The organism is Pseudomonas sp. RC10, assembly GCF_038397775.1.
GTDB classification, from domain to species: Bacteria; Pseudomonadota; Gammaproteobacteria; order Pseudomonadales; family Pseudomonadaceae; genus Aquipseudomonas; species Aquipseudomonas bambusae.
Genome location: NZ_CP151650.1, coordinates 6,318,552 through 6,336,820, shown reverse-complemented (window position 1 = coordinate 6,336,820; position 18,269 = coordinate 6,318,552). Strand labels below are relative to the sequence as shown.

General features: G+C 59.7%; 14 protein-coding genes. 5 read left to right on the top strand and 9 right to left on the bottom strand.

All coding sequences use genetic code 11. The features are described from left to right. From AAEO81_RS28395 to AAEO81_RS28385, 3 genes are read right to left on the bottom strand one after another with little or no spacing between them, the layout of a single operon-like run. Entirely contained in the window at positions 1–261 is a 261-nt protein-coding gene (locus AAEO81_RS28395) for a phosphopantetheine-binding protein (protein ID WP_166596103.1), read from the bottom strand. Then, positions 236–1,048 (bottom strand): lysophospholipid acyltransferase family protein, encoded by an 813-nt coding sequence (locus AAEO81_RS28390; RefSeq protein ID WP_341960427.1) that lies wholly within the window; start codon positions 1,046–1,048, stop codon positions 236–238. Before AAEO81_RS28390 ends, AAEO81_RS28395 begins: the two co-directional genes overlap by 26 nt. Beyond that, on the bottom strand, positions 1,024–1,752 hold the full coding sequence (locus AAEO81_RS28385; RefSeq protein WP_341960425.1) for a beta-ketoacyl synthase chain length factor: 729 nt from the start codon (positions 1,750–1,752) through the stop codon (positions 1,024–1,026). The genes AAEO81_RS28390 and AAEO81_RS28385 overlap by 25 nt, the downstream gene beginning before the upstream one ends. A gap of 349 nt (positions 1,753–2,101) precedes the next feature. Here AAEO81_RS28385 and AAEO81_RS28380 point away from each other — a divergent pair, with 349 nt between their 5' ends. Beyond that, on the top strand, positions 2,102–2,881 hold the full coding sequence (locus AAEO81_RS28380) for a ParA family protein (RefSeq protein ID WP_341960423.1): 780 nt from the start codon (positions 2,102–2,104) through the stop codon (positions 2,879–2,881). Here the strand turns inward: AAEO81_RS28380 and AAEO81_RS28375 are convergent. Both AAEO81_RS28375 and trxC read right to left on the bottom strand, forming a co-directional pair. Continuing rightward, positions 2,763–3,290 (bottom strand): PAAR domain-containing protein, encoded by a 528-nt coding sequence (locus AAEO81_RS28375; RefSeq protein ID WP_341960422.1) that lies wholly within the window; start codon positions 3,288–3,290, stop codon positions 2,763–2,765. The two genes, AAEO81_RS28380 and AAEO81_RS28375, sit on opposite strands and share 119 nt — an antisense overlap. A gap of 137 nt (positions 3,291–3,427) precedes the next feature. Further along, positions 3,428–3,862, bottom strand: coding sequence for a thioredoxin TrxC (gene trxC, locus AAEO81_RS28370; RefSeq protein WP_341960420.1), 435 nt, complete (start codon positions 3,860–3,862; stop codon positions 3,428–3,430). A 230-nt stretch (positions 3,863–4,092) separates the two neighbouring features. Here trxC and AAEO81_RS28365 point away from each other — a divergent pair, with 230 nt between their 5' ends. The 3 genes from AAEO81_RS28365 to AAEO81_RS28355 all read left to right on the top strand — a co-directional run bounded on the left by AAEO81_RS28365 (position 4,093) and on the right by AAEO81_RS28355 (position 5,959). Beyond that, positions 4,093–4,362 carry an AbrB/MazE/SpoVT family DNA-binding domain-containing protein gene (locus AAEO81_RS28365; protein ID WP_341960418.1) on the top strand — a complete coding sequence of 90 codons (270 nt, stop codon included), beginning with the start codon at positions 4,093–4,095 and terminating at the stop codon, positions 4,360–4,362. Further along, positions 4,362–4,724, top strand: a complete 363-nt coding sequence (locus AAEO81_RS28360; protein ID WP_341960417.1) for a type II toxin-antitoxin system PemK/MazF family toxin — start codon at positions 4,362–4,364, stop codon at positions 4,722–4,724. The genes AAEO81_RS28365 and AAEO81_RS28360 overlap by 1 nt, the downstream gene beginning before the upstream one ends. Before the next feature lie 284 nt (positions 4,725–5,008). Further along, complete coding sequence (locus tag AAEO81_RS28355; protein ID WP_341960415.1) at positions 5,009–5,959, top strand: hypothetical protein; 951 nt, start codon at positions 5,009–5,011, stop codon at positions 5,957–5,959. Between the two features lie 3 nt (positions 5,960–5,962). On the opposite strand, the gene AAEO81_RS28350 is transcribed toward AAEO81_RS28355, so the two are convergent. Genes AAEO81_RS28350 through AAEO81_RS28340 form a run of 3 tightly spaced genes read right to left on the bottom strand, consistent with a single transcriptional unit; the run spans position 5,963 to position 12,622 of the window. Continuing rightward, positions 5,963–7,426 (bottom strand): YdiU family protein, encoded by a 1,464-nt coding sequence (locus tag AAEO81_RS28350; RefSeq protein ID WP_341960414.1) that lies wholly within the window; start codon positions 7,424–7,426, stop codon positions 5,963–5,965. Between the two features lie 48 nt (positions 7,427–7,474). Then, positions 7,475–10,843, bottom strand: coding sequence for a mechanosensitive channel MscK (gene mscK / locus AAEO81_RS28345; protein WP_341964642.1), 3,369 nt, complete (start codon positions 10,841–10,843; stop codon positions 7,475–7,477). Between the two features lie 36 nt (positions 10,844–10,879). Next, positions 10,880–12,622: a potassium/proton antiporter gene (locus AAEO81_RS28340; protein WP_166596094.1), complete on the bottom strand. Its 1,743-nt coding sequence runs from the start codon at positions 12,620–12,622 to the stop codon at positions 10,880–10,882. Between the two features lie 264 nt (positions 12,623–12,886). On the opposite strand from AAEO81_RS28340, the gene AAEO81_RS28335 reads away from it, so the two are divergent. Then, the gene (locus AAEO81_RS28335) at positions 12,887–16,261 is read left to right on the top strand and encodes a DUF6543 domain-containing protein (protein ID WP_341960412.1); all 3,375 of its coding nucleotides are present in this window, start codon (positions 12,887–12,889) and stop codon (positions 16,259–16,261) included. A 51-nt stretch (positions 16,262–16,312) separates the two neighbouring features. On the opposite strand, the gene AAEO81_RS28330 is transcribed toward AAEO81_RS28335, so the two are convergent. Then, positions 16,313–18,115, bottom strand: a complete 1,803-nt coding sequence (locus AAEO81_RS28330; protein ID WP_341960411.1) for an acyl-CoA dehydrogenase — start codon at positions 18,113–18,115, stop codon at positions 16,313–16,315. Positions 18,116–18,269: the final 154 nt, after the last annotated feature.

Below are 18,269 nucleotides of genomic sequence, written 5' to 3'. Positions count from 1 at the left end.
TCAGGCCACTTGGCGAGCGCTGACGAATGCCGCGAGGCTGTCGACGCTGGTGAAGTGGGTGCGTGTGTCTTTGGCGTCGGCGTCGATCTTGATGCCGTAGCGTTTCTGAATGGCCAGGCCCAACTCCAGGGCGTCCACCGAGTCCAGCCCGAGGCCTTCGCCGAACAGCGTCTGGTCATTGCCGATGTCGTGGGTGCTGATGTCTTCGAGGCCCAGGGCATCGATGATCAGCTGTTTAATTTCCAGATGCAGATCGCTCATCTGTGGCGAGCTCCTTGATGAAGTGGTGATGCAGATAGTCATTGAGCTTGCGCGATGCCACAGGGGCGGGACCGAGCAGGGCGAACGTCGCCGGGTCGATGTCGTTACCCACTCGCAGGTGAAAGTGCGGACGACGCTGAGGGATGCGATACCAGGGCTCTGCCTTGGTCAGGGTGGTCGGTGAGACATGGATCGTGACCGGAGTAATGATCTTCGCGCCACGCAAGGCGATCGCCGCCGCGCCACGATGGAAGGCAGGGGCTTTGCCCGGGCAGGTGCGAGTGCCTTCGGGAAAGATGATCAGAGTCTGGCCGGTCTGGAGGAGATGCGCGGCGTTTTCCAGCATGTCGGCGCTGCCATCGTTGCTGACGTAGCCAGTCGAACGCACGGGACCTCGCGTGAACGGGTTCTGCCACAAGCTTTCCTTGACCACGCAGTTGGCATCCCTGACGAGGCCGATCAGAAACACCACGTCGATGAGCGACGGATGGTTGGCGATGATCATCTGCCCAGGACGGCCCAGTCGCTCTGCACCTTGGACCTCGTAGGTGAGGACGCCTGCCTTGGCCATGAAGCGAATGAACGTCCAGAACAGGCGGCTGATGGTTCGGCGCGCACGACGCTGATGACTGCACGAATCGCCGGGCAGCCATGCCAGTACGGGAAAAATGAACAGGCGCAGGCACAACCCGCCCAGCCCGAACAGGGCGAAGCTCAGGGCAGTGGTCAGCAACCGCCAATAGTAGGCGTTGCGACTTTTGCTCAGCGGTTGCGTTGCCAGTTCCATAGCCGATTCTTCCAGGGATGTTGCAAAGCGTTTTGTTGTGTCGACAGTGCGCGCAGCAGATTGAGGGCGTGCGGCCACTCGTGGGGTGATTTCGCGTCGTCCTTAGACTCGTTCACGCGCAAGGTCAGTTGCCATTCGTCGCCCGGCGTCAGCAACAGGCCGAGCGCGTAGGGAAATGGCACATCGTCGACCCAGGGCGCATAGGCCTTGGGCGGGTATTCCTCGGCAATGACCAGCAATACCGCTGGAGCCCCTTCGTTCAACAGGCTCGCCGCTTCCAGCACGCCATGCTCCAGACCGTCGCCTGCCGCTGCGAGGGCCGTCATTTCGCTGGTTTCGCCGCGCATGATCGACCACAGGCCGATGACCGCGTTATGCACGGACAGGCTGAATTGGGTCGGGGACAACGGCTGTTCGGCCGCCAGGTCGCTGAGAATGTCGAAGGTCCGGGGTGTTTCACCGTGTCTTGAAACGAATACCAGCGGCAGGTGTTCAAGCCGTTCTGCCAGCGGCCAGCCGACGCTGAAGGCCATACGCGCCAAGCGGCTCAGGCGCCTGCGTTGCATGGCGGGCAGGAACGAGACATCGGGGGCCTCATCCTGATGGCAGGGCACGAACGGTTTTTGGCTCCAGTGCCGCCAATCTTCGACCGTGGTCAATCCCGGCGCCCAAGCGCGCCACTGTGCAATGTTGAAATTGATCACGATTCTTTTCCCGCCCCTGCGGGCTTACTTCCTGGCTTCGAGTATCCGAAGTGACACCAACCATGGCGCGGCGCTATCACCGAGTGCCGGGCATTATCCCGGCGTAAAAGCACAGAGGCAAACGCTGAAACAAATAGTTTATTTACTTGGGATATTTCCTACTGTAACGGCAGTCGCTGTCTGGCAAAGGTCTGTAGGATGTTGCGACTTGATAAGCACGCGGGTTTCGGGCCGACTATCGGAATTTTCCGAAGCGCTCGCCTGACATGTCTCGTTTGCCTAGACTCGATACCATTCATCGGGTCACGAGACGATCCATTCATTCAAGACAGCGACAGGGAGTTTTCCAATGCGGCGTGTGGTGTTCAATCAGAAGGGCGGGGTCGGGAAATCGAGCATCGCCTGCAATCTGGCAGCCGTCAGCGCCAACGAGGGCTACCGGACCCTCTTGATCGACCTCGATGCTCAGGCCAACTCGACGCAATACCTCACGGGCCTGACCGGCGAAGACATTCCCATGGGCATCGCCGATTTTTTCAAGCAGACGCTGTCTTCAGGGCCGTTCTCCAAGAAGAATCAGGTCGATATCTACGAAACACCCTTCGACAATCTTCACGTCGTCACCGCGACGGCTGAGCTGGCAGATCTACAGCCCAAGCTTGAAGCCAAGCACAAGATCAACAAGCTGCGTAAGTTGCTCGAAGAGCTGGACGAGGACTACGACCGCATCTATCTGGACACGCCACCCGCGCTGAATTTTTACGCCGTCTCGGCATTGATTGCGGCGGATCGGGTGTTGATCCCTTTTGACTGCGACAGCTTCTCCCGGCAGGCCTTGTATGGGCTGTTGAAGGAAATCGAAGAGCTGAAAGAAGACCACAACGAAGGTCTGGAGGTGGAAGGCATTATCGTCAACCAGTTCCAGTCACGTGCCAGCCTGCCGCAGCAGATCCTCGACGAGCTGATCGCCGAAGGCCTGCCGGTGCTCCCGGTGTACCTCAACAGCTCGGTCAAAATGCGCGAATCACATCAGGCGAACATGCCGCTGATTCACCTGGACGCTCGTCACAAGCTGAGCCAGCAATTCGTCGAGCTGCATCATCTGCTGGAAAACAATACGGCGCATTGATCGGCATCTCCCGGGCTGCGCTGGCTTCGTCATCCTGCGTCAGCGGACTTTCCTGACGCAGCGCTTTGGTGAGCTGTCTGGCCCGTTTGCGCGCCTTGCGGGCGAGGTCTTTGGGGATATCGATGGCGGCCTTCATGTCGGCGTTCAACCGGTCCTGGCTCGCGATCAAACGATGATCTTCGTTCGGGCACTCACACCGCACGCGTTGTCCGTTCGTCGCGACAGCGACGAGATCATCAATGTAGGTGGGGTTGCCTTGCGCGATGTACCCCACCCGCTCGCAGGCCGCGCACCAGACCGGATCGCCCATGCGTGCGAGCCGACGTTCTTCGTAGGTCTGCGTACCGGATGTTTGCAGCACCACGCCGCCTGTGGTGGTTGTGTCGCCTTCTCTGATTACCGATGCCATCGCTCATCGCCTCTGGATCAACCGTGAGAGTGGCCAACCCTAGGCGCTTTCTTTGAGCTCGGGATGTCCGCCAGGCGTTTTCAGACGCGTCTTACGAACATTGCAGCCGCGGGCTTCGACGTGAGGCGAATCCGCCCTCAAATCCCCTGACTGGCAAGCCAGGCGGTCAACTGCTGGAGCGGCATGGCCCCGCTTTGACGCGCCACTTCGCGACCGTTCTTGAACAGAATCAGACTCGGAATCGACCGAATACCCAGCTGTGCCGACAGCTGCGGGTGCGCTTCACTGTCCAGCTTCGCCAGACGCACCCGCCCGCTCAACTGCACAGCCGCTTGCTCGAACGTCGGCGCAAAGGATTTGCACGGCCCGCACCACTCCGCCCAGACATCCACCAGCAACGGCAGATCGCCCTTGATCTGACTTGTGTAATCGCCCTGAGTCAGCGTGAACGGTTTAGACAACAGCACCGGCTGCTTGCAACGCCCACACTTGGGCTGATCCCCCAGCCGCTCGGCGGGGATGCGATTGAGGCCGTTGCACTGAGGGCACGGGATGACGAGAGGTTCGGACATGGTTGGTACCTGCGAGAAGGCGAATGCTCGGTAAGTGAGGCCGCGGGATGGGTTTATCAAGTTGGTGAGATTCAGCCGATTCCCACAGAACGTGCGGCCTCTTCGTATTTGCGAGGAATTGAAGTGTCGATACTCTGACGGCCATGTTTCGTCGCTCGCAACGGTGTATCGCTGGTGCTACTTTTGTAGCACTGACAGGCGAGGTGACGATGGCCAGCAAGAGATCGAAGATGACCATGAATGCAACTATCCGACGCCAAGGTGGCGCTGCGGTGATGACTATCCCGCCGGCCTTTTTGAAATTGCTGGATCTTGATATTGGATCGCAGGTCGAGCTGAGCGTCGAATCGGGTGGTTTGGTCGCTAAACCGCTTACCCGGCTAATGCGCAAGCGTTTTACGGCAGAGGAGTTGCTCAAGGGCGCCGAACACGTAGCTGAACTGAATAGAGACACCGCTTGGGCGCGAGAAGGCGATCCCGTTGGGCGGGAAATCATCTGATGGTCCGTCGCAACGCGCCGCGCCAAGGGGATGTGTACTGGATTGATCCGAATCCTGTTGCGGGACGTGAGATGAAAGGCCGACACCGCTTCGTGGTGATCACCTCCCGGCAAATCAATTCGTTAGGCGTGTGCATGGCTGTCCCAATAAGCAGCGGTGGCGCGTTTGCGCGAGAGCTCGGTCTATGTGTGATGATTTCTGGCCACGACACGACCGGAGTCGCTGTATGCAATCAGGTTCGTGGCTTTGATCTCGATGAGCGTGTGCAAGCAGGGTCTGCAAAGTACGTCGAGAGCCTGGATCGGGATACCACGAACGAAATCGTGTCAAAGGTGCTGAGCATCATCGATTTGCAGGACTGATTTCCAGTCCACTCCAATGCGCAGTTGTTCACATTCCCGAACATGAGCGGGTCCACATGCGCCGCCCGCCCCGCTCCTTGAAGACCCCTAGCATTCCTCGGGCCTCACGATGAAACGCCCATATGCGGCGCTTTCCACGCATCCTGCCCTGCATTTTTATCCGAAAGAGCGACCCGTTTGGCCAGCTAGCCCCCGGTAAAGCCTGCGCATAGCTTCTGCCCTGAAGGGGTGTCGATTCGTTGGGAGTCAGTGGCCCCTGTTCATTCATGGTCAGGGAGACGCTAATGATCAATCAGTTACAGGCTGCATTCTCAGCGATCACCTCCGGCAAAGTCCCGGCGACCGTTTCCTCCGAAACGAAAAAGGGTCCGGAGCTCGCCGTCGAGAGCCCTGAGAAGACCGAGAAGAAAGCAACGGACAAGGCGAGCTTTTCGACGCTGGCGAGCCAGTTGAATGAAAGCGCTGCCCGTGCTGCCAAGCGTGATGCGGGCATGACCCATGCGGAATTGGGGAAGTACGGGCTGAGCCGGATCAACGAGTTTTTGTCTGAAACCCCGAAAGCCAACAGCCACACACGGGCGATGGAAGTGCCGGATACGACCGACCCCGAATTGTTGGATCGCGCACGAGCCGCCACGGCTTTCGTCACCCAAACCCTTGCAGGGCATCAGAACGCAAAGAGTCCGTTCGATGCGCTGTCCCGCGAGCAACTGAACCTGGTTGCCTATGACGACAGCGGCTCGTTCACCCTTAACGAACGACGCGCCGCGTGGCACGGCATTCAGAAGATGGACGACGCCTGGCGCAAGGTGGCGATCCCCGAAGGGCTCATCGAACAAACCCGCACAGGCAAGGCGTCGAAGTTTTACCAAGAGGCCCTGAGCTACTTCAAATCGCTGCCGACCATCGAGAAGGCGGTGGACTATCCCAAGGATGCAGAAGCGATTCTGGAGGCGCGGATCAAGAGCAAGCCAACCTTGCCAGAACCAGCTACTTTGCCCGGCCTCGTCGAGCGACGCGCTGCCGACCGGAAGCTGACGCTGTACGACATCCTCGCGGGTATGGTCGATACACAGAAAGACAAAGTCGACCCGAACACCCCTGCCCGTACGAAGAAATTCAGCCCACGCACATCGCCCACGCCGATGACATGGACGGAATCGTATGCCAAGAGGGTTGAGGCGATGGGGACAGCCAAGCCTGCCGTGGCAGCGAAGGTTGAGGCGTCTTCCTGAACCTCACGACGAACAACTGATCTCCAGATGCTTGCCCCAATCCGGCGGCCGCTGGGCATAACTCTCCATGCTGTCCTGCGCTTCAAACGGTTTGCACAGCACCTGATGCAGCCGCCGAACCTCGCTGTAGTCGCCTTGTTCGGCGGCTTCGATGGCGCGTTGGGCGAGGTAGTTGCGCAGGATGTAGAGCGGGTTGACGGCGTGCATGCGGGTGCGGCGTTCGTCTTGAGTGCTGGCGGGGTCGCGGGTGATGCGGGCTTTGTAGGTCTCGGCCCAGGCGTCGAAGCCGAGCATGTCGACGAAGTCGTCGCGTAAATGACGCACAGCGATGTCGGTGGAATCTTCGCCCAAACGGCGAAAGAACAGGCTGTAGTCGACGCCGCTGTTTTGCATCAGTTGCAGCAGGCGTGCGATGAGGTCGGCGTCATCGTCCTCGGCCGTGGTCAGGCCCAGACGGCGGCGCATGAGGTCCAGATAGTGGGCCTGATACACCGGCAGGAACAGGTCCAGCGACTCGCGCAGCGCTTCGACGCTGATGAAGGGGGTCAGCGCTTGGGCCAATGCGCTGAGGTTCCACTGGCCAATCGGCACCTGATTGCTGAAGGAGTAACGGCCTTCGTGATCGGAGTGATTACAGACGAAGTGCTGGTCGAAATCGTCGAGGAAGGCGAACGGGCCGAAGTCGAAGGTGATGCCCAGGATCGACATGTTGTCGGTGTTCATCACGCCGTGGCAGAACCCATAGGCCTGCCACTTGGCGATCAGCTCGGCCTGACGCTCAACGATGACGCGGAACATGGCCAGATAGGGTTCAGGCTGTTCGAGGCATTCGGCGTAGTGCAGCGACAGCACGTGATCGGCCAACTGTTTCAGTTCATCGTGCTGCTTGGTGTAGTAGAAATATTCGAGGCTGCCGAAGCGCACGTGGCTGTGAGCCAGACGCAGCACCATCGCCGCCCGTTCCTGGGTCTCCCGCCAGACCGGCGTGCTGGAGCCGATCACGCAGCCTGCGCGACTCGTCGGAATGCCCAGCGCATGAAGCGCTTCGGAGGCGAGAAATTCACGTATTGACGAACGCAACACGGCGCGACCATCGCCCATGCGCGAAAACGGCGTCTGCCCGGCGCCCTTGAGGTGCAAATCCCAATGTTCGCCTGCCTCGTTGTAGACCTCTCCCAGCAGCAGCCCACGGCCATCGCCCAGGCGCGGGTTGTAGGAGCCGAACTGGTGACCGGAATAGACCATCGCCCTCGGGTCTGTGTCTTCCCACAGCTTGTGACCGCTGAACAGCTCGGCGAAAACCGGCTCTTCGGCCTGCTCGGGGTCCAGGTCCAGCAACGCCAAGGCCGATTCGCTGGCGACCACGAGGCGCGGTTCGGCAATGGGTTCGGGCAATACGGACGTGGAAAACGTGTCGCCGAGGCGGGCGAAACGGTTGTCGAAGGTCAGTTCGTCGAGGGCTTTCACAAGACAGCTCCAGCAGAATGTCCGAGCATTCTGCTGGGATTTGTTGCGTCAGTCGAGCTTGGCTTCCGGCGGTTCCGGCACGTCCTTCGGCGCGGCAGGCACGGACGTAGGTGTGGCAATCGTCTTCTGCTCCTGCTCGATTGGCACCATTTTGTACTCCTGCCCCTGCATGTTCTTGAGGTAAACCTCCATCTGCCGGAACGAGATGTTGATGTGCTGCTTCTTGAATTCCTTGTTGATGAACCGGTTGATCTCATCGAGCACCGGGTTGCGGTCCCCAAGGTCGCGCACGTGCATGCGCAGTTCGTGGTCCAGCGTGCTTTCGCCGAAATTCAGGAAATAAACATGCGGCGCTGGTTCTTTGAGGACTCGGGGATTGTCCTGCGCGGCCTTGATCAGCAGGTTGCGCACGAGGTCGAGGTCCGAGCCGTAATCCACGCCGAGCTTGAGCGTGACGCGGGTGATGGTATCGGTGAGCGACCAGTTGATCAGTTGCCCGGTGATGAACGTTTTGTTCGGGACAATGATGTCCTTGCGGTCGAAGTCGGTGATGGTGGTCGCGCGGATGCGGATTTTGCTGACTGTGCCCGACAGGTTGCCGATGGTGATGGTGTCGCCGATCCGCACCGGGCGTTCGAACAGGATCATGATGCCGGAGATGAAGTTCGCGAAGATCTCCTGCATCCCGAACCCCAAACCCACAGACAGCGCCGCCACCAGCCATTGCAGCTTGTCCCAGCTCACGCCTAGGGCCGACAGCGTCGAGACGAAACCGACACCGGCGATGATGTAGGACAGCAACGTGGTGGTCGCGTAAGCGCTGCCTTGCTTGAGATTCAGCTTTGACAGCACGAACACTTCCAGCAGGCCCGGCAAGTTACCGGCCAGCACAAAGGTGATGCCGATGATCACCAGCGCGCCGATCATGTCGCCGAGGCTGATCGGCACCATGCTCATGGTTGCGCCGGTGCCGCTGGTGTATTCGTACAGGGTGATGTTGTCGAGGTATGAGAACACCGTGATCAGGTCGGCCCAGACCAGATACAGCGCGCCGATGAATCCGGCGATCAGGGCCAGACGAATCAGGCGTAACGACTGTTGGTTGACCTGTTCGATGTCCAGCGTCGGCTCTTCGACCAGCGCCTCACCCTCGCCAGCTTCCTTGGCGGCGTTACGTTTTGCCAGAGCGCGCTGGTAGGCCAGGCGTCGGGCTGCGACGCCCAGGCCGCGAACGAACGTCGCTTCGATCACCAACCACAGCATCAGCAAATAGAGGGTGTCGATCAAGCGGTCGCTGAGTTTCAGCGCGGTGTAGTAGTAGCCGAAGCACACGGCGAGGAACAGCGCGACCGGCAGAGCGGTGAACGCCAAACCTACCGTGCGGCGGAACAGCGACGCACTTTCGTGGGTCGGGCTGGTCAGCAACAGACGGGCGAGCAGCCAGGTCATCAGTGCGTAGCAGGTCAGGACGACGGCAATGCCGATCACATCGTCCGCCAGCGCGGACGGCTCATGCTCGGCCACGGCGACCACCGTCACCAGCGCCAGCACCACCAGACCCAAGCGACGAATCCAGCCCCGCAGGAATTCCACCTGGGACTTCTCCCAGCGAAAATGCAGCTGTGCGACGCCACCCGGCGCCAATACCCGGTAAGCCGTGTAGAACACCAGCCAGGCCAGCGAGATTTGCATCAGCGCCGCGCCGAGATTGATGTTCTGTTCGCGGGCGTCGATCTGCAGCGCGAGTGCGCACGACGCCAATGCCAACGACAACGGCATCGCCAGCAGGATATTGATGAAGATTGCCAACGGCGTCTGCCACTGCCGGTCACGCTTGAAGTGGCCGATGTCGGCGTGCAGGCGGTTGAGCTTGTCGTACAGGGCCTTGCGCTTCCACATCAGGCCGCCGATCACCAGCAACAGCGGCAGGAAAATCAGCGGGCGCTGGGTCAGGCCATCGCCCAGTTCGCTGAATGTCGAGGTCCACGGCAGGGTGGTGACTTGTTTTGTCAGGCGCGGTTTGATGCGCTCGAACCACTCCAGGTCCAGCGGCTTGTTGCTGGGAATCCAGAACATCTGCTCATCCAGCGTCTGGCGCAGGCTGATGGCCGTGCTGACCAGCTGTTTCTGGTTGAGCTGCAAGGTGATGGATTCGTTGAGCAGTGCGCTCAGTTCGCGGTTCAACCGCTCCAGCAGGTCGGTGCGGGTGGTGGCGAGGTCCAGCAAGGTTTTGCGCAAGGCCGGGGTGACGTCTTCCGGCTTTTGAGTCGCGAGCAACGTATCGACGTAATTCGCCGGGTTGCTCATCTGTTCGCGTTGCTGATTGACCTCGAACTGGTACAGGCGAATATCGGCGATTTCGTCCGCCAGGCCGCTGTCGAGCTTGAGCTTGGGCAGCGATTGCTTCTGCTTGTAGAGAATCTTGGAGAGCAACAGGCTGCCGCTCAACACGTTGATCTGCTCGTCCAGCGCCGCATCGGTCTGGGTGATGGCGTCGAGCTGGGTTTTAGTCTTGAGGTTCTGCTGGGTCAGTTCGTTCAGGCGATCGGTGCCGCGCAGCAGGTAGTCGGATAACTTGAGATTGGCCGCACTTTCGGTGGCGAGCAGGCTGCTGCCGCCGGCCTTCTGCGCTTCAATCGACAGCTGCGTCACGGTTTCCTGGGACTGTGCGCGGCGTTTGTCGTTGATCAGTGTTTGCAGGTCCTGGATTTCCTGATCCTGGCGGGCCACTTTCTCGGTCAGCAGATCTCGCTGGCTGCCGCCCAAATCCTGCAATTGACTGTTGCCGGCCAGCTCCTGACGACGCAGGGCAATCAACGCGTTGATCGACGCCAACTCGGCGTTCAGCTGATTACGCTGGTCGCTGCTGATCGCCTTGCCCCCGTCCTTGCCGGATTTGAGGATGCCGTTGATCGTTTGAATGCGGGTCTGGCTGGTACTGATCTCGGCCTGAGCGCGCTCCGGGCGAGTCTGTGCCGTGATCGTCATGCTGTTGGCATCGTTCAGCGCCTTCTGCAAGTCAGCCTGCTGCGCGCTGCGTTGGCTCAGCATGCCTTCGAGCTGGGGCACGTCCTGATTGGTGTAGCGCTGGGCAACCGGAACCGTTTTGCTGGCTTTGAGCTTGGCCAGTTCGCGCTGATTCTCGCCGGTCTGCTTCGGCGCATCGGCCAGTTGCTTCTTCAGGTCCTCCAGCTTTTGCTGGTTGTCCTTCTGGCTGGCGATGAAGGCGAGCGTCTGTTCCAGCACCTGTTGCAGCGCTTTCTGGTCATCGGCCGACAGCTTGCGGTCGGCGATCCGGTCCAGGCTCTGCTGAACGACGTCGCTGCTCGGTGGGGGAGTGTCGGCGGCAAATGCCGGGACGTTGGAAAGGCAAAGCCCCAGCAAGGCTGAGGCAAAAAAAGTACGCAGCGAGAACATAGACACCGGGTTGCACGATCAGGAAAGAGGAGCAGTTTAGAGGAACAACCCGGGACCCGGGCGGCTTCCTTCGGGGAATCTGACGCCCACTTTGAGGATCTTGTTCCCTTCCATAACCGCAACTGTCCAAATAGTTCCGTTCCATTCGATCTGGTCGCCGACAATGGGCGCGCCGCGATTCTTCTGAATGATGAACTGGCTCAGCGGCATGTTCGAATCCAGGCCGTCGAGTTTCAAACCGTACAATGCCGCGACAGCCCCGAGCTGAGCGTCTCCCTCAAGGACGAAGTCACCGAAGAAGCGCAGATCCAGACCCCGTTGCGGCGCCTGACTGAACAGCTTGCCGAGGGCGGGAAGGTCGTGTTCGTGGCCGATGACGCACAGCAGGTCGCCCGTCTCCAACACCGTACTACCCGACGGATGGAGCAGTTGCTGACCCCGAAACAGGGCCGCGATCCGGGTGCCTTCCGGCATTTTCAGCTCGCGAAGGGCCGCACCGATGCACCATTTCTCGGCACCGAGTCGGTAAACGAACAGCTCCCACTCGCTGGTCACGTGCACTTCGAGCGCTGCGCGAGAGATGGGTGCAGGATCAGGCGGAACCGTCACCTTCAGCCATTTCGCCATCCACGGCAGGCTCGTGCCCTGCACCAGCAGCGACACCAACACGATAAAGAAGGCGAGGTTGAAGAACAGTTGCGCCTGCGGCAGACCCGCCATCAGCGGGAACACCGCCAGAATGATCGGGACCGCCCCGCGCAGGCCGACCCACGCGATGAAGGCTTTTTCGCGACCATGAAACACGCGGAACGGCAGCAGGCCTGCGAGGACCGACAGCGGGCGCGCCACCAGAATCATCCACAGCGCCAGGCCCAAGGCCGGCAGCGCGATGGGCAGCAAATCATGGGGCGTGACCAGCAGGCCCAACACCAGGAACATGCCGATCTGGGCGAGCCACGCCATGCCGTCGAGCATGTGCAGGATGCCGTGACGGCTACGAATCGGCTTGTTGCCGAGTACCAGACCGCACAGGTAGACCGCCAGAAAGCCACTGCCATGGATGGCGTTGGTTAGCGCAAACACGGCCAGGCCGCCCGCGATCACCAGAATCGGGTACAGGCCGTTGGCCAGGTTGATGCGGTTGACCAGTTGCAGCATCAGCCAGCCGCCGCCGAGACCGAGGATGGCGCCGATGCCGAATTCCTGGATCAGATGACCCAACAGGCTCCAGTGCAGGCCGGTCTGGCCGCTAGACAGCATGTCGATCAGCGTGACGGTCAGGAACACCGCCATCGGGTCGTTGCTGCCAGATTCGATTTCGAGGCTGGCCGTGACCCGCTCATTGAGGCCCTTGCCGCCCAGTAGCGAGAACACCGCTGCGGCGTCCGTTGAGCCGACGATGGCGCCGATCAACAGGCCTTGAATGATGTTCAGGTCGAACAGCCAGGCCGCGATCATGCCGGTCAGACCCGTGGTGATCAGCACCCCGACCGTGGCCAGCGACAAGGCCGGCCAGAGCGCAACCCGGAAACTCGCGACCCGGGTTCGCAGGCCGCCGTCGAGCAGGATCACCGCCAGTGCGAGGTTGCCGACCAGATAGGCCGTCGGGTAGTTGTCGAAGATGATGCCGCCGCCATCGACGCCTGCCGCCATGCCGACCGCCAGGATGATGACCAGAATCGGGATGCCGAGCCGGGACGACAGCGAGCTGACCAGAATACTCGCGCCCACCAGCAACGCGCCGATCAGGAACAGGCTGTTGATGGTCGTCGCATCCAAGGGCGGTACTCCAGACAAAAGCAGAAATGAACGCATGCGTGAACTGACATGCAGTCCACGTGCCAAGGGATTTAACCCGTTGAATTGGCACGCTGTCAAAGGCTTCTGCCAGTGGAGGGCTTAACGCTTGCTTCGGTCCTGGAGAACCAACAGCCGTGCACAATGCCATTAATAGGGTGTGCAGAGTGCGGTAATTATGCAGTGCATGTTCGGATCTTTAGTTGGCTACTGTGGGGCTTCTGATCACTGACAAGGATGTCGACGATGAAAAAGAAACTGGAGCCCTCCCTATACCCGATGCCGTCGGGCGTTCGGCCACGTAGCATTGGTTCGATTTTTTATCCAGAGCTTGATCTTGAGGTAGATGAAGCTGCCGAAGGCATCGGCTACGAAGTCGGGCTACCCGAGGTGGAGGGGCCTGAAATCGTGCCGATTGAAGAAGGAGGGCGTGACCCACATCACGCCTTGCTGCTGACAGAGTTCCTGGCCAGCAAGGATTTAAGCTTTCCGTCCCCCAAAGACTTCGCTCACGACAAGGCCAAGGCCTACGTTCTGGAGCATCTGGAGCTGGACATCGATCCCGATGACCTGATCATTGCCACGCTCTACATCGACGCCGCGGACCACGGCGATCAGCGTGCGAACCTTGCCTACTCGATGACGCTGACTGAAGCCTTGATGCGCAATTGGCAGCAGGAGGGCGATGGCCACTTCTACGATCATCTCGGAACGCTGGAGGACTGGCGGCTTGAAGGGTATCCCGCGGTCATTTCGGAAGAACCTCTGTCGCTCGACCAGTGTTTTGCCTATGAAGCGATCTACCGTAAAACCGCCCCCCAACACTTCGACGGTTCCGCTCAGGTCCATCTGGACCCCAAGCCGTTCAAGCGCTTCATTTGGGAGGCTGATCTCCAGTCCCACTACGAGGAGCTGCTCAACGATTTCTGGGCCGCGCACCGGGATGACTATCACGTGTTCATCAAGGCTTCGCTTCTGCGGGCTGCCTATGTTCAGCATGAGGAAGGCTCGCTCAGTGACGAGGATAAGGCGCTTGTCCTCGACGCTGTAGGCCTGAAGCCTGAACAGCCGTGGGAAACGTTGGCGTTCGAGGCATTTCGGGATGCGCCGCTGAATCCTCAGAATGTGACAATTCGCGAGCTCGGCATTTATTGCTACACCGCTACCGACATCATTGTGCTCAAGGATGAGCGCACTGAAAGGCTAGTGATGTACATCCCCGGCAACTCGTCGCCGCTGCACGGTTTCGACGACATGGCCGCCTTACGTGACTGGTTTGCGTTGCAGTGCCGATACACCCAGCGGAGAACAGCGCTGGAAGGGCATTTTAAAATCGAGGATGGGCCTGACGGCGTTTTTTACAGTGGCCTGCAGTCATCTCTGAAAGGACTGGGTGCTTACCCGAACTGGTTCATCGGCAATACGCATTATTGGAACCCCGCCAGTGAGATCAATCTGGGGCCGGCGCTTTCACCGTGGCCGTTCTCTCATTTCAAGAAAAACCTCCAAAGCCGACTCAAGTCGGACGCAAGGCGTCTGTTCCGCAGCCGCGCCGACTACAACAAGGAAACGGCGGCGGAGATCCTGTCTGCCGCGATCAACGTCACCGGCGTTATCGCGATGGTGGTGCCAGGTTTGTGGGCGCCCCTCGCGGTGATGTCTGTGGCGCTGATCGGCCTGGGAGCCGATCAGGTGATCGAGGGGACTGTCGAAGAACAGCATGAGGGCGCTGGCCGAATCGTCTTTGGTGTTCTCAATGCTGTGCCGGCACTCGCCGAGGGCGCTGGAAAAGTATTGGGCGCGGCAGCGGTGAAAGGCGAGCCAGTTGCCGCAGGCGCGGCCGACGAGATTGGACAGAAAATCAGCAGTGCAACTGAAGAAGAGCGGACTGCAGCCTCGGCCGAAGCGGAACGCGCAGAAACGCATGCGGCGGAAGAGAAGCAAGCGCGAGCGACTGAGTCCGAAGATGAACGCGGGGCGCGACGGGATCAGGAGGAGCAGCGTCGAGCAGACCTGAGAGCGCATCACGCGGCCCACTTCGACGCTGTGAAAGCCTTTGGTGTGGAGCCTGCAGGGTTGCGCTCGCTGAGCCCGGCGCTGAGGGCTGATCTCGCCAGCTTCGAATATGTCGATGAACTGCCTGCTGGCGGAGAGTGGAACAGTCTGGATGAAGGAAACGTCTACAGCGTTTTTGACAAGGACTCCGGAAGCGACATCCATTTCGCTCGCGTGCACGCAAAGGTCTACCGAGTGGAGTTCGTCGAGAATGCCCAGCAGTACCGAATCGTTTCGTCGCGCGATTCGACGCTCAAGGGACCGTACGTCAAAAAGCTGAAAGGCTTTTATTCCGACATTGATGTCAGGCCTGGGCTGAGGGGTGGCGACAGCTACGTACCTGGGGACGAACCTGTTCCCGAGATCGCGCCGGTCAAAGAGGATATTCCACTGGTGCGCGCGCAGCCGCCCTTGTTCGTGGAGATCCCACTGGACGGTATCGAGGTACGGCCGGTGGTGGGCGATGACGGTCAGGAAATCGATCAGTTCTTCATTCCCAATCCATCGAAAGACGTCCGGGTGTCCTATGACGTGGATCTGGGTTGCTGGAAAAAGAACGCCGTCGAGTTCCGATGGATGGACAACAACGGCGTCTGGAAATCGGGGAACGAGGACAGGTTCCTCAAGGTCAGGGGCAAGCTATTGCCGCCTGTGAAAAGCGAGATTTACAAATTTCCACGCGTGCCCGGCGTGGCGAAAGACACGCAGGCGGTGAACCGCACCGTTCACCACGTCTGGCTAGGCAGCAGGCTTCCGGATGAACATTTGATCGCCGGGATGAAAGCCAACATGGAGACCAACCCGGACCTCAGCTTCACTCTGCATATCCAGATCGATGACACTGCCATCGTTGACGGGGCCAGCCCACAGGCACAACTGCAAGCGGCGTTTGCGGGCCATCCGAACATGACCGTCTCGAACCTTGAAGAAGAACCGTTCTTCACCCATTTCAGGGAAAGCCCGCACACCGCCGAACCCTTCAACTATTTCCGTGAAGGCAGCGGCCAAAACTATGCAGCGGCGTCGGACGTGGTGCGCTATCCGTTGTTGCATGAGTACGGCGGTATCTACATGGATTGCGACGACGTGATCAAAGTGTCGTTCGAGGGGCAAGCGCTGAATGCGGGGCCGAACGATGTGTTGATGGGGGAGGCTGTGTCGTCGTCGCGCATGGATTTCTTCGGTCCTGGCAACAGCCATTTTGCCAGCCACCCCGGTAATCCGGTGTTACGGGAAGTGCAGAGCACGTTGTACGCGCGCTTCAAGGACGAGCTCGACGCGCTTGTCAGCATGGAAGCAGACAAGTCCCAAGTGATCGACGGGAAAAATCCTTACATGACCAAGATATTTTTCGTGACAGGGCCGCGCCTGTTGCTGGACACATTGAAGAGCGTTCGCCCGGACTACGCGGCCTTGCTCGACAATTCCCTCCACGCAAAATCAGGCATTTCTTCGCTCACCTATCAGGAGTACGTGATAGAAGCTCAAGACTTTTATGTCCCATTTGGCCGACGGCTGAAAATCACAGCGGGTGCCGAAAACTCGTGGCACTCGGCGGCCAGTTGAGAAGGTGATCGATAGGCGGCGAAATGAGCCTCTGCTCACGCGCCGCTTATCTCAGAACCAGCTGTCCTGCATCGTCAGGCAGACGTCATCACGAGCCTGGAGAATCGCCAGCTCGTGATGACACGCCGGGACTTCCCACGTCAGGAAGAATCGTGCGGCCGCGAGTTTGCCGGTATAGAAATCCGTGTCGGCCGTCTGGCCTTTATTCAGGCCTTCTTGCGCCCGAATCGCCTGCTCCAGCCAGCGCCAGCCGATGACTGTGTGGCCGAACGCTTTGAGGTAGAGGGCAGAGTTGGCCAGCGTCGCGGTGACCTTGCCTTGGGCCAAGTCCATTAAGAGTTCAAGCGTCACGGCCTGCAAGCGTGCCACCAGCTGTTCCAGTGGCTGGCGCAATGAACTCAACGACGCGTGTTCCTGCGCCCGTTGGCAGGTGTCTGCGATCAGACGGACCAATTGCTTGAGACCGGTGCCGCCGTTCTGCGCCAGTTTGCGTCCCAGCAGATCCAGCGACTGAATGCCGTGAGTGCCTTCGTGAATCGGGTTCAGGCGGTTGTCGCGGTAGTACTGCTCCACCGGATATTCGCGGGTGTAACCGTGGCCGCCGAGAATCTGGATCGCCAGCTCGTTGGCTTTCAAGCAGAACTCCGAAGGCCAGGATTTGACGATGGGGGTCAGCAGGTCCAGCAGTTCATGGGCCAGCTTGCGCGCTTCTTCGGTGTCGCCCGTTTGCGTGTCGTCGAACAGGCGAGCGGCGTACAGTCCCAAATCGAACGCGCCCTCGACGTAGGCTTTTTGCGTCAGCAGCATGCGTTTCACGTCCGCGTGTTGAATGATCGACACCGGCGCGCTTTCGGGATTTTTGCTGTCGGGCAGGCGACCCTGAGGGCGTTCGCGGGCGTACTCCAGCGAATACAGATAACCGGCGTAACCGAGCATCACGGCGCCCATGCCCACGCCGATCCGTGCCTCGTTCATCATCTGAAACATGTAGCTCAAGCCCTGATGGGGCTTGCCCACCAGATACCCCACGCAGCTCCCGTTATCGCCAAAATTCAGAGCCGTCGAGGTGGTACCGCGCCAGCCCATTTTGTGGAACAGCCCGGCGAGCAGCACGTCGTTGCGGGGTCCGAGACTGCCGTCTTCGTTGACCAGAAACTTCGGCACGATGAACAGCGAAATGCCCTTCACGCCGGGTGGCGCGTCCGGGAGTTTGGCCAGCACCAGATGGACGATGTTTTCGGACAGCGGATGATCGCCGCCCGAAATAAAAATCTTGTTGCCGCGCAGCCGGTAGCTACCGTCGGCGGCAGGTTCTGCGCGGGTGCGAATGTCCGACAGCGATGATCCGGCGTGAGGTTCGGTCAACGCCATGGTGCCGAAAAAACGCCCCTCGATCATCGGTTGCAGAAATTTCTGCTTTTGTTCTTCGCTGCCGAAGTTCTCGATCAGGTTCGCCGCGCCCATGGTCAAGAAGGGGTACGACGTCGACGCCGCGTTGGCGGACTGGAAGTGAGCGAAACAGGCTTGGGATAACAGCGTCGGCAACTGCATGCCACCCGCTTCGAAATCCCGCGCCGCGTTCAAAAAGCCTGCTTCAAGAAACGCATCGACAGCGGGTTTCACCTCGGGGATCAACACCGCTTCGCCGTTCTCAAAGCGCGGCTCGTTCTCGTCGTTCTTGCGGTTGTGGGGCGCGAAGTATTTCTCCGCAATCGCCCGCGCCGTGCCAATGGCGGCATCAAACGTCTCACGACTGTGCTCGGCAAACCTTGCACGCTGAGTCAATGCCTCGGCGTCCAGCACCTCGTACAGCTCGAAAGCCAGATTGCGGGAACTGAGCAGCGTCTCGGACATGGCGGCGTACCTTTTGTTGGATTGCCGAGGAGTCTAGGGGCGAGGGGAAGGGGTGAACAGGAAGATTGATGTGGGTGATGGAGGGCTAGAACACAGGGTGAATGCAGGCCGGGTAGAGAGCGTCGCACGGTTTCTGACCGTGGGAGCGAATTCA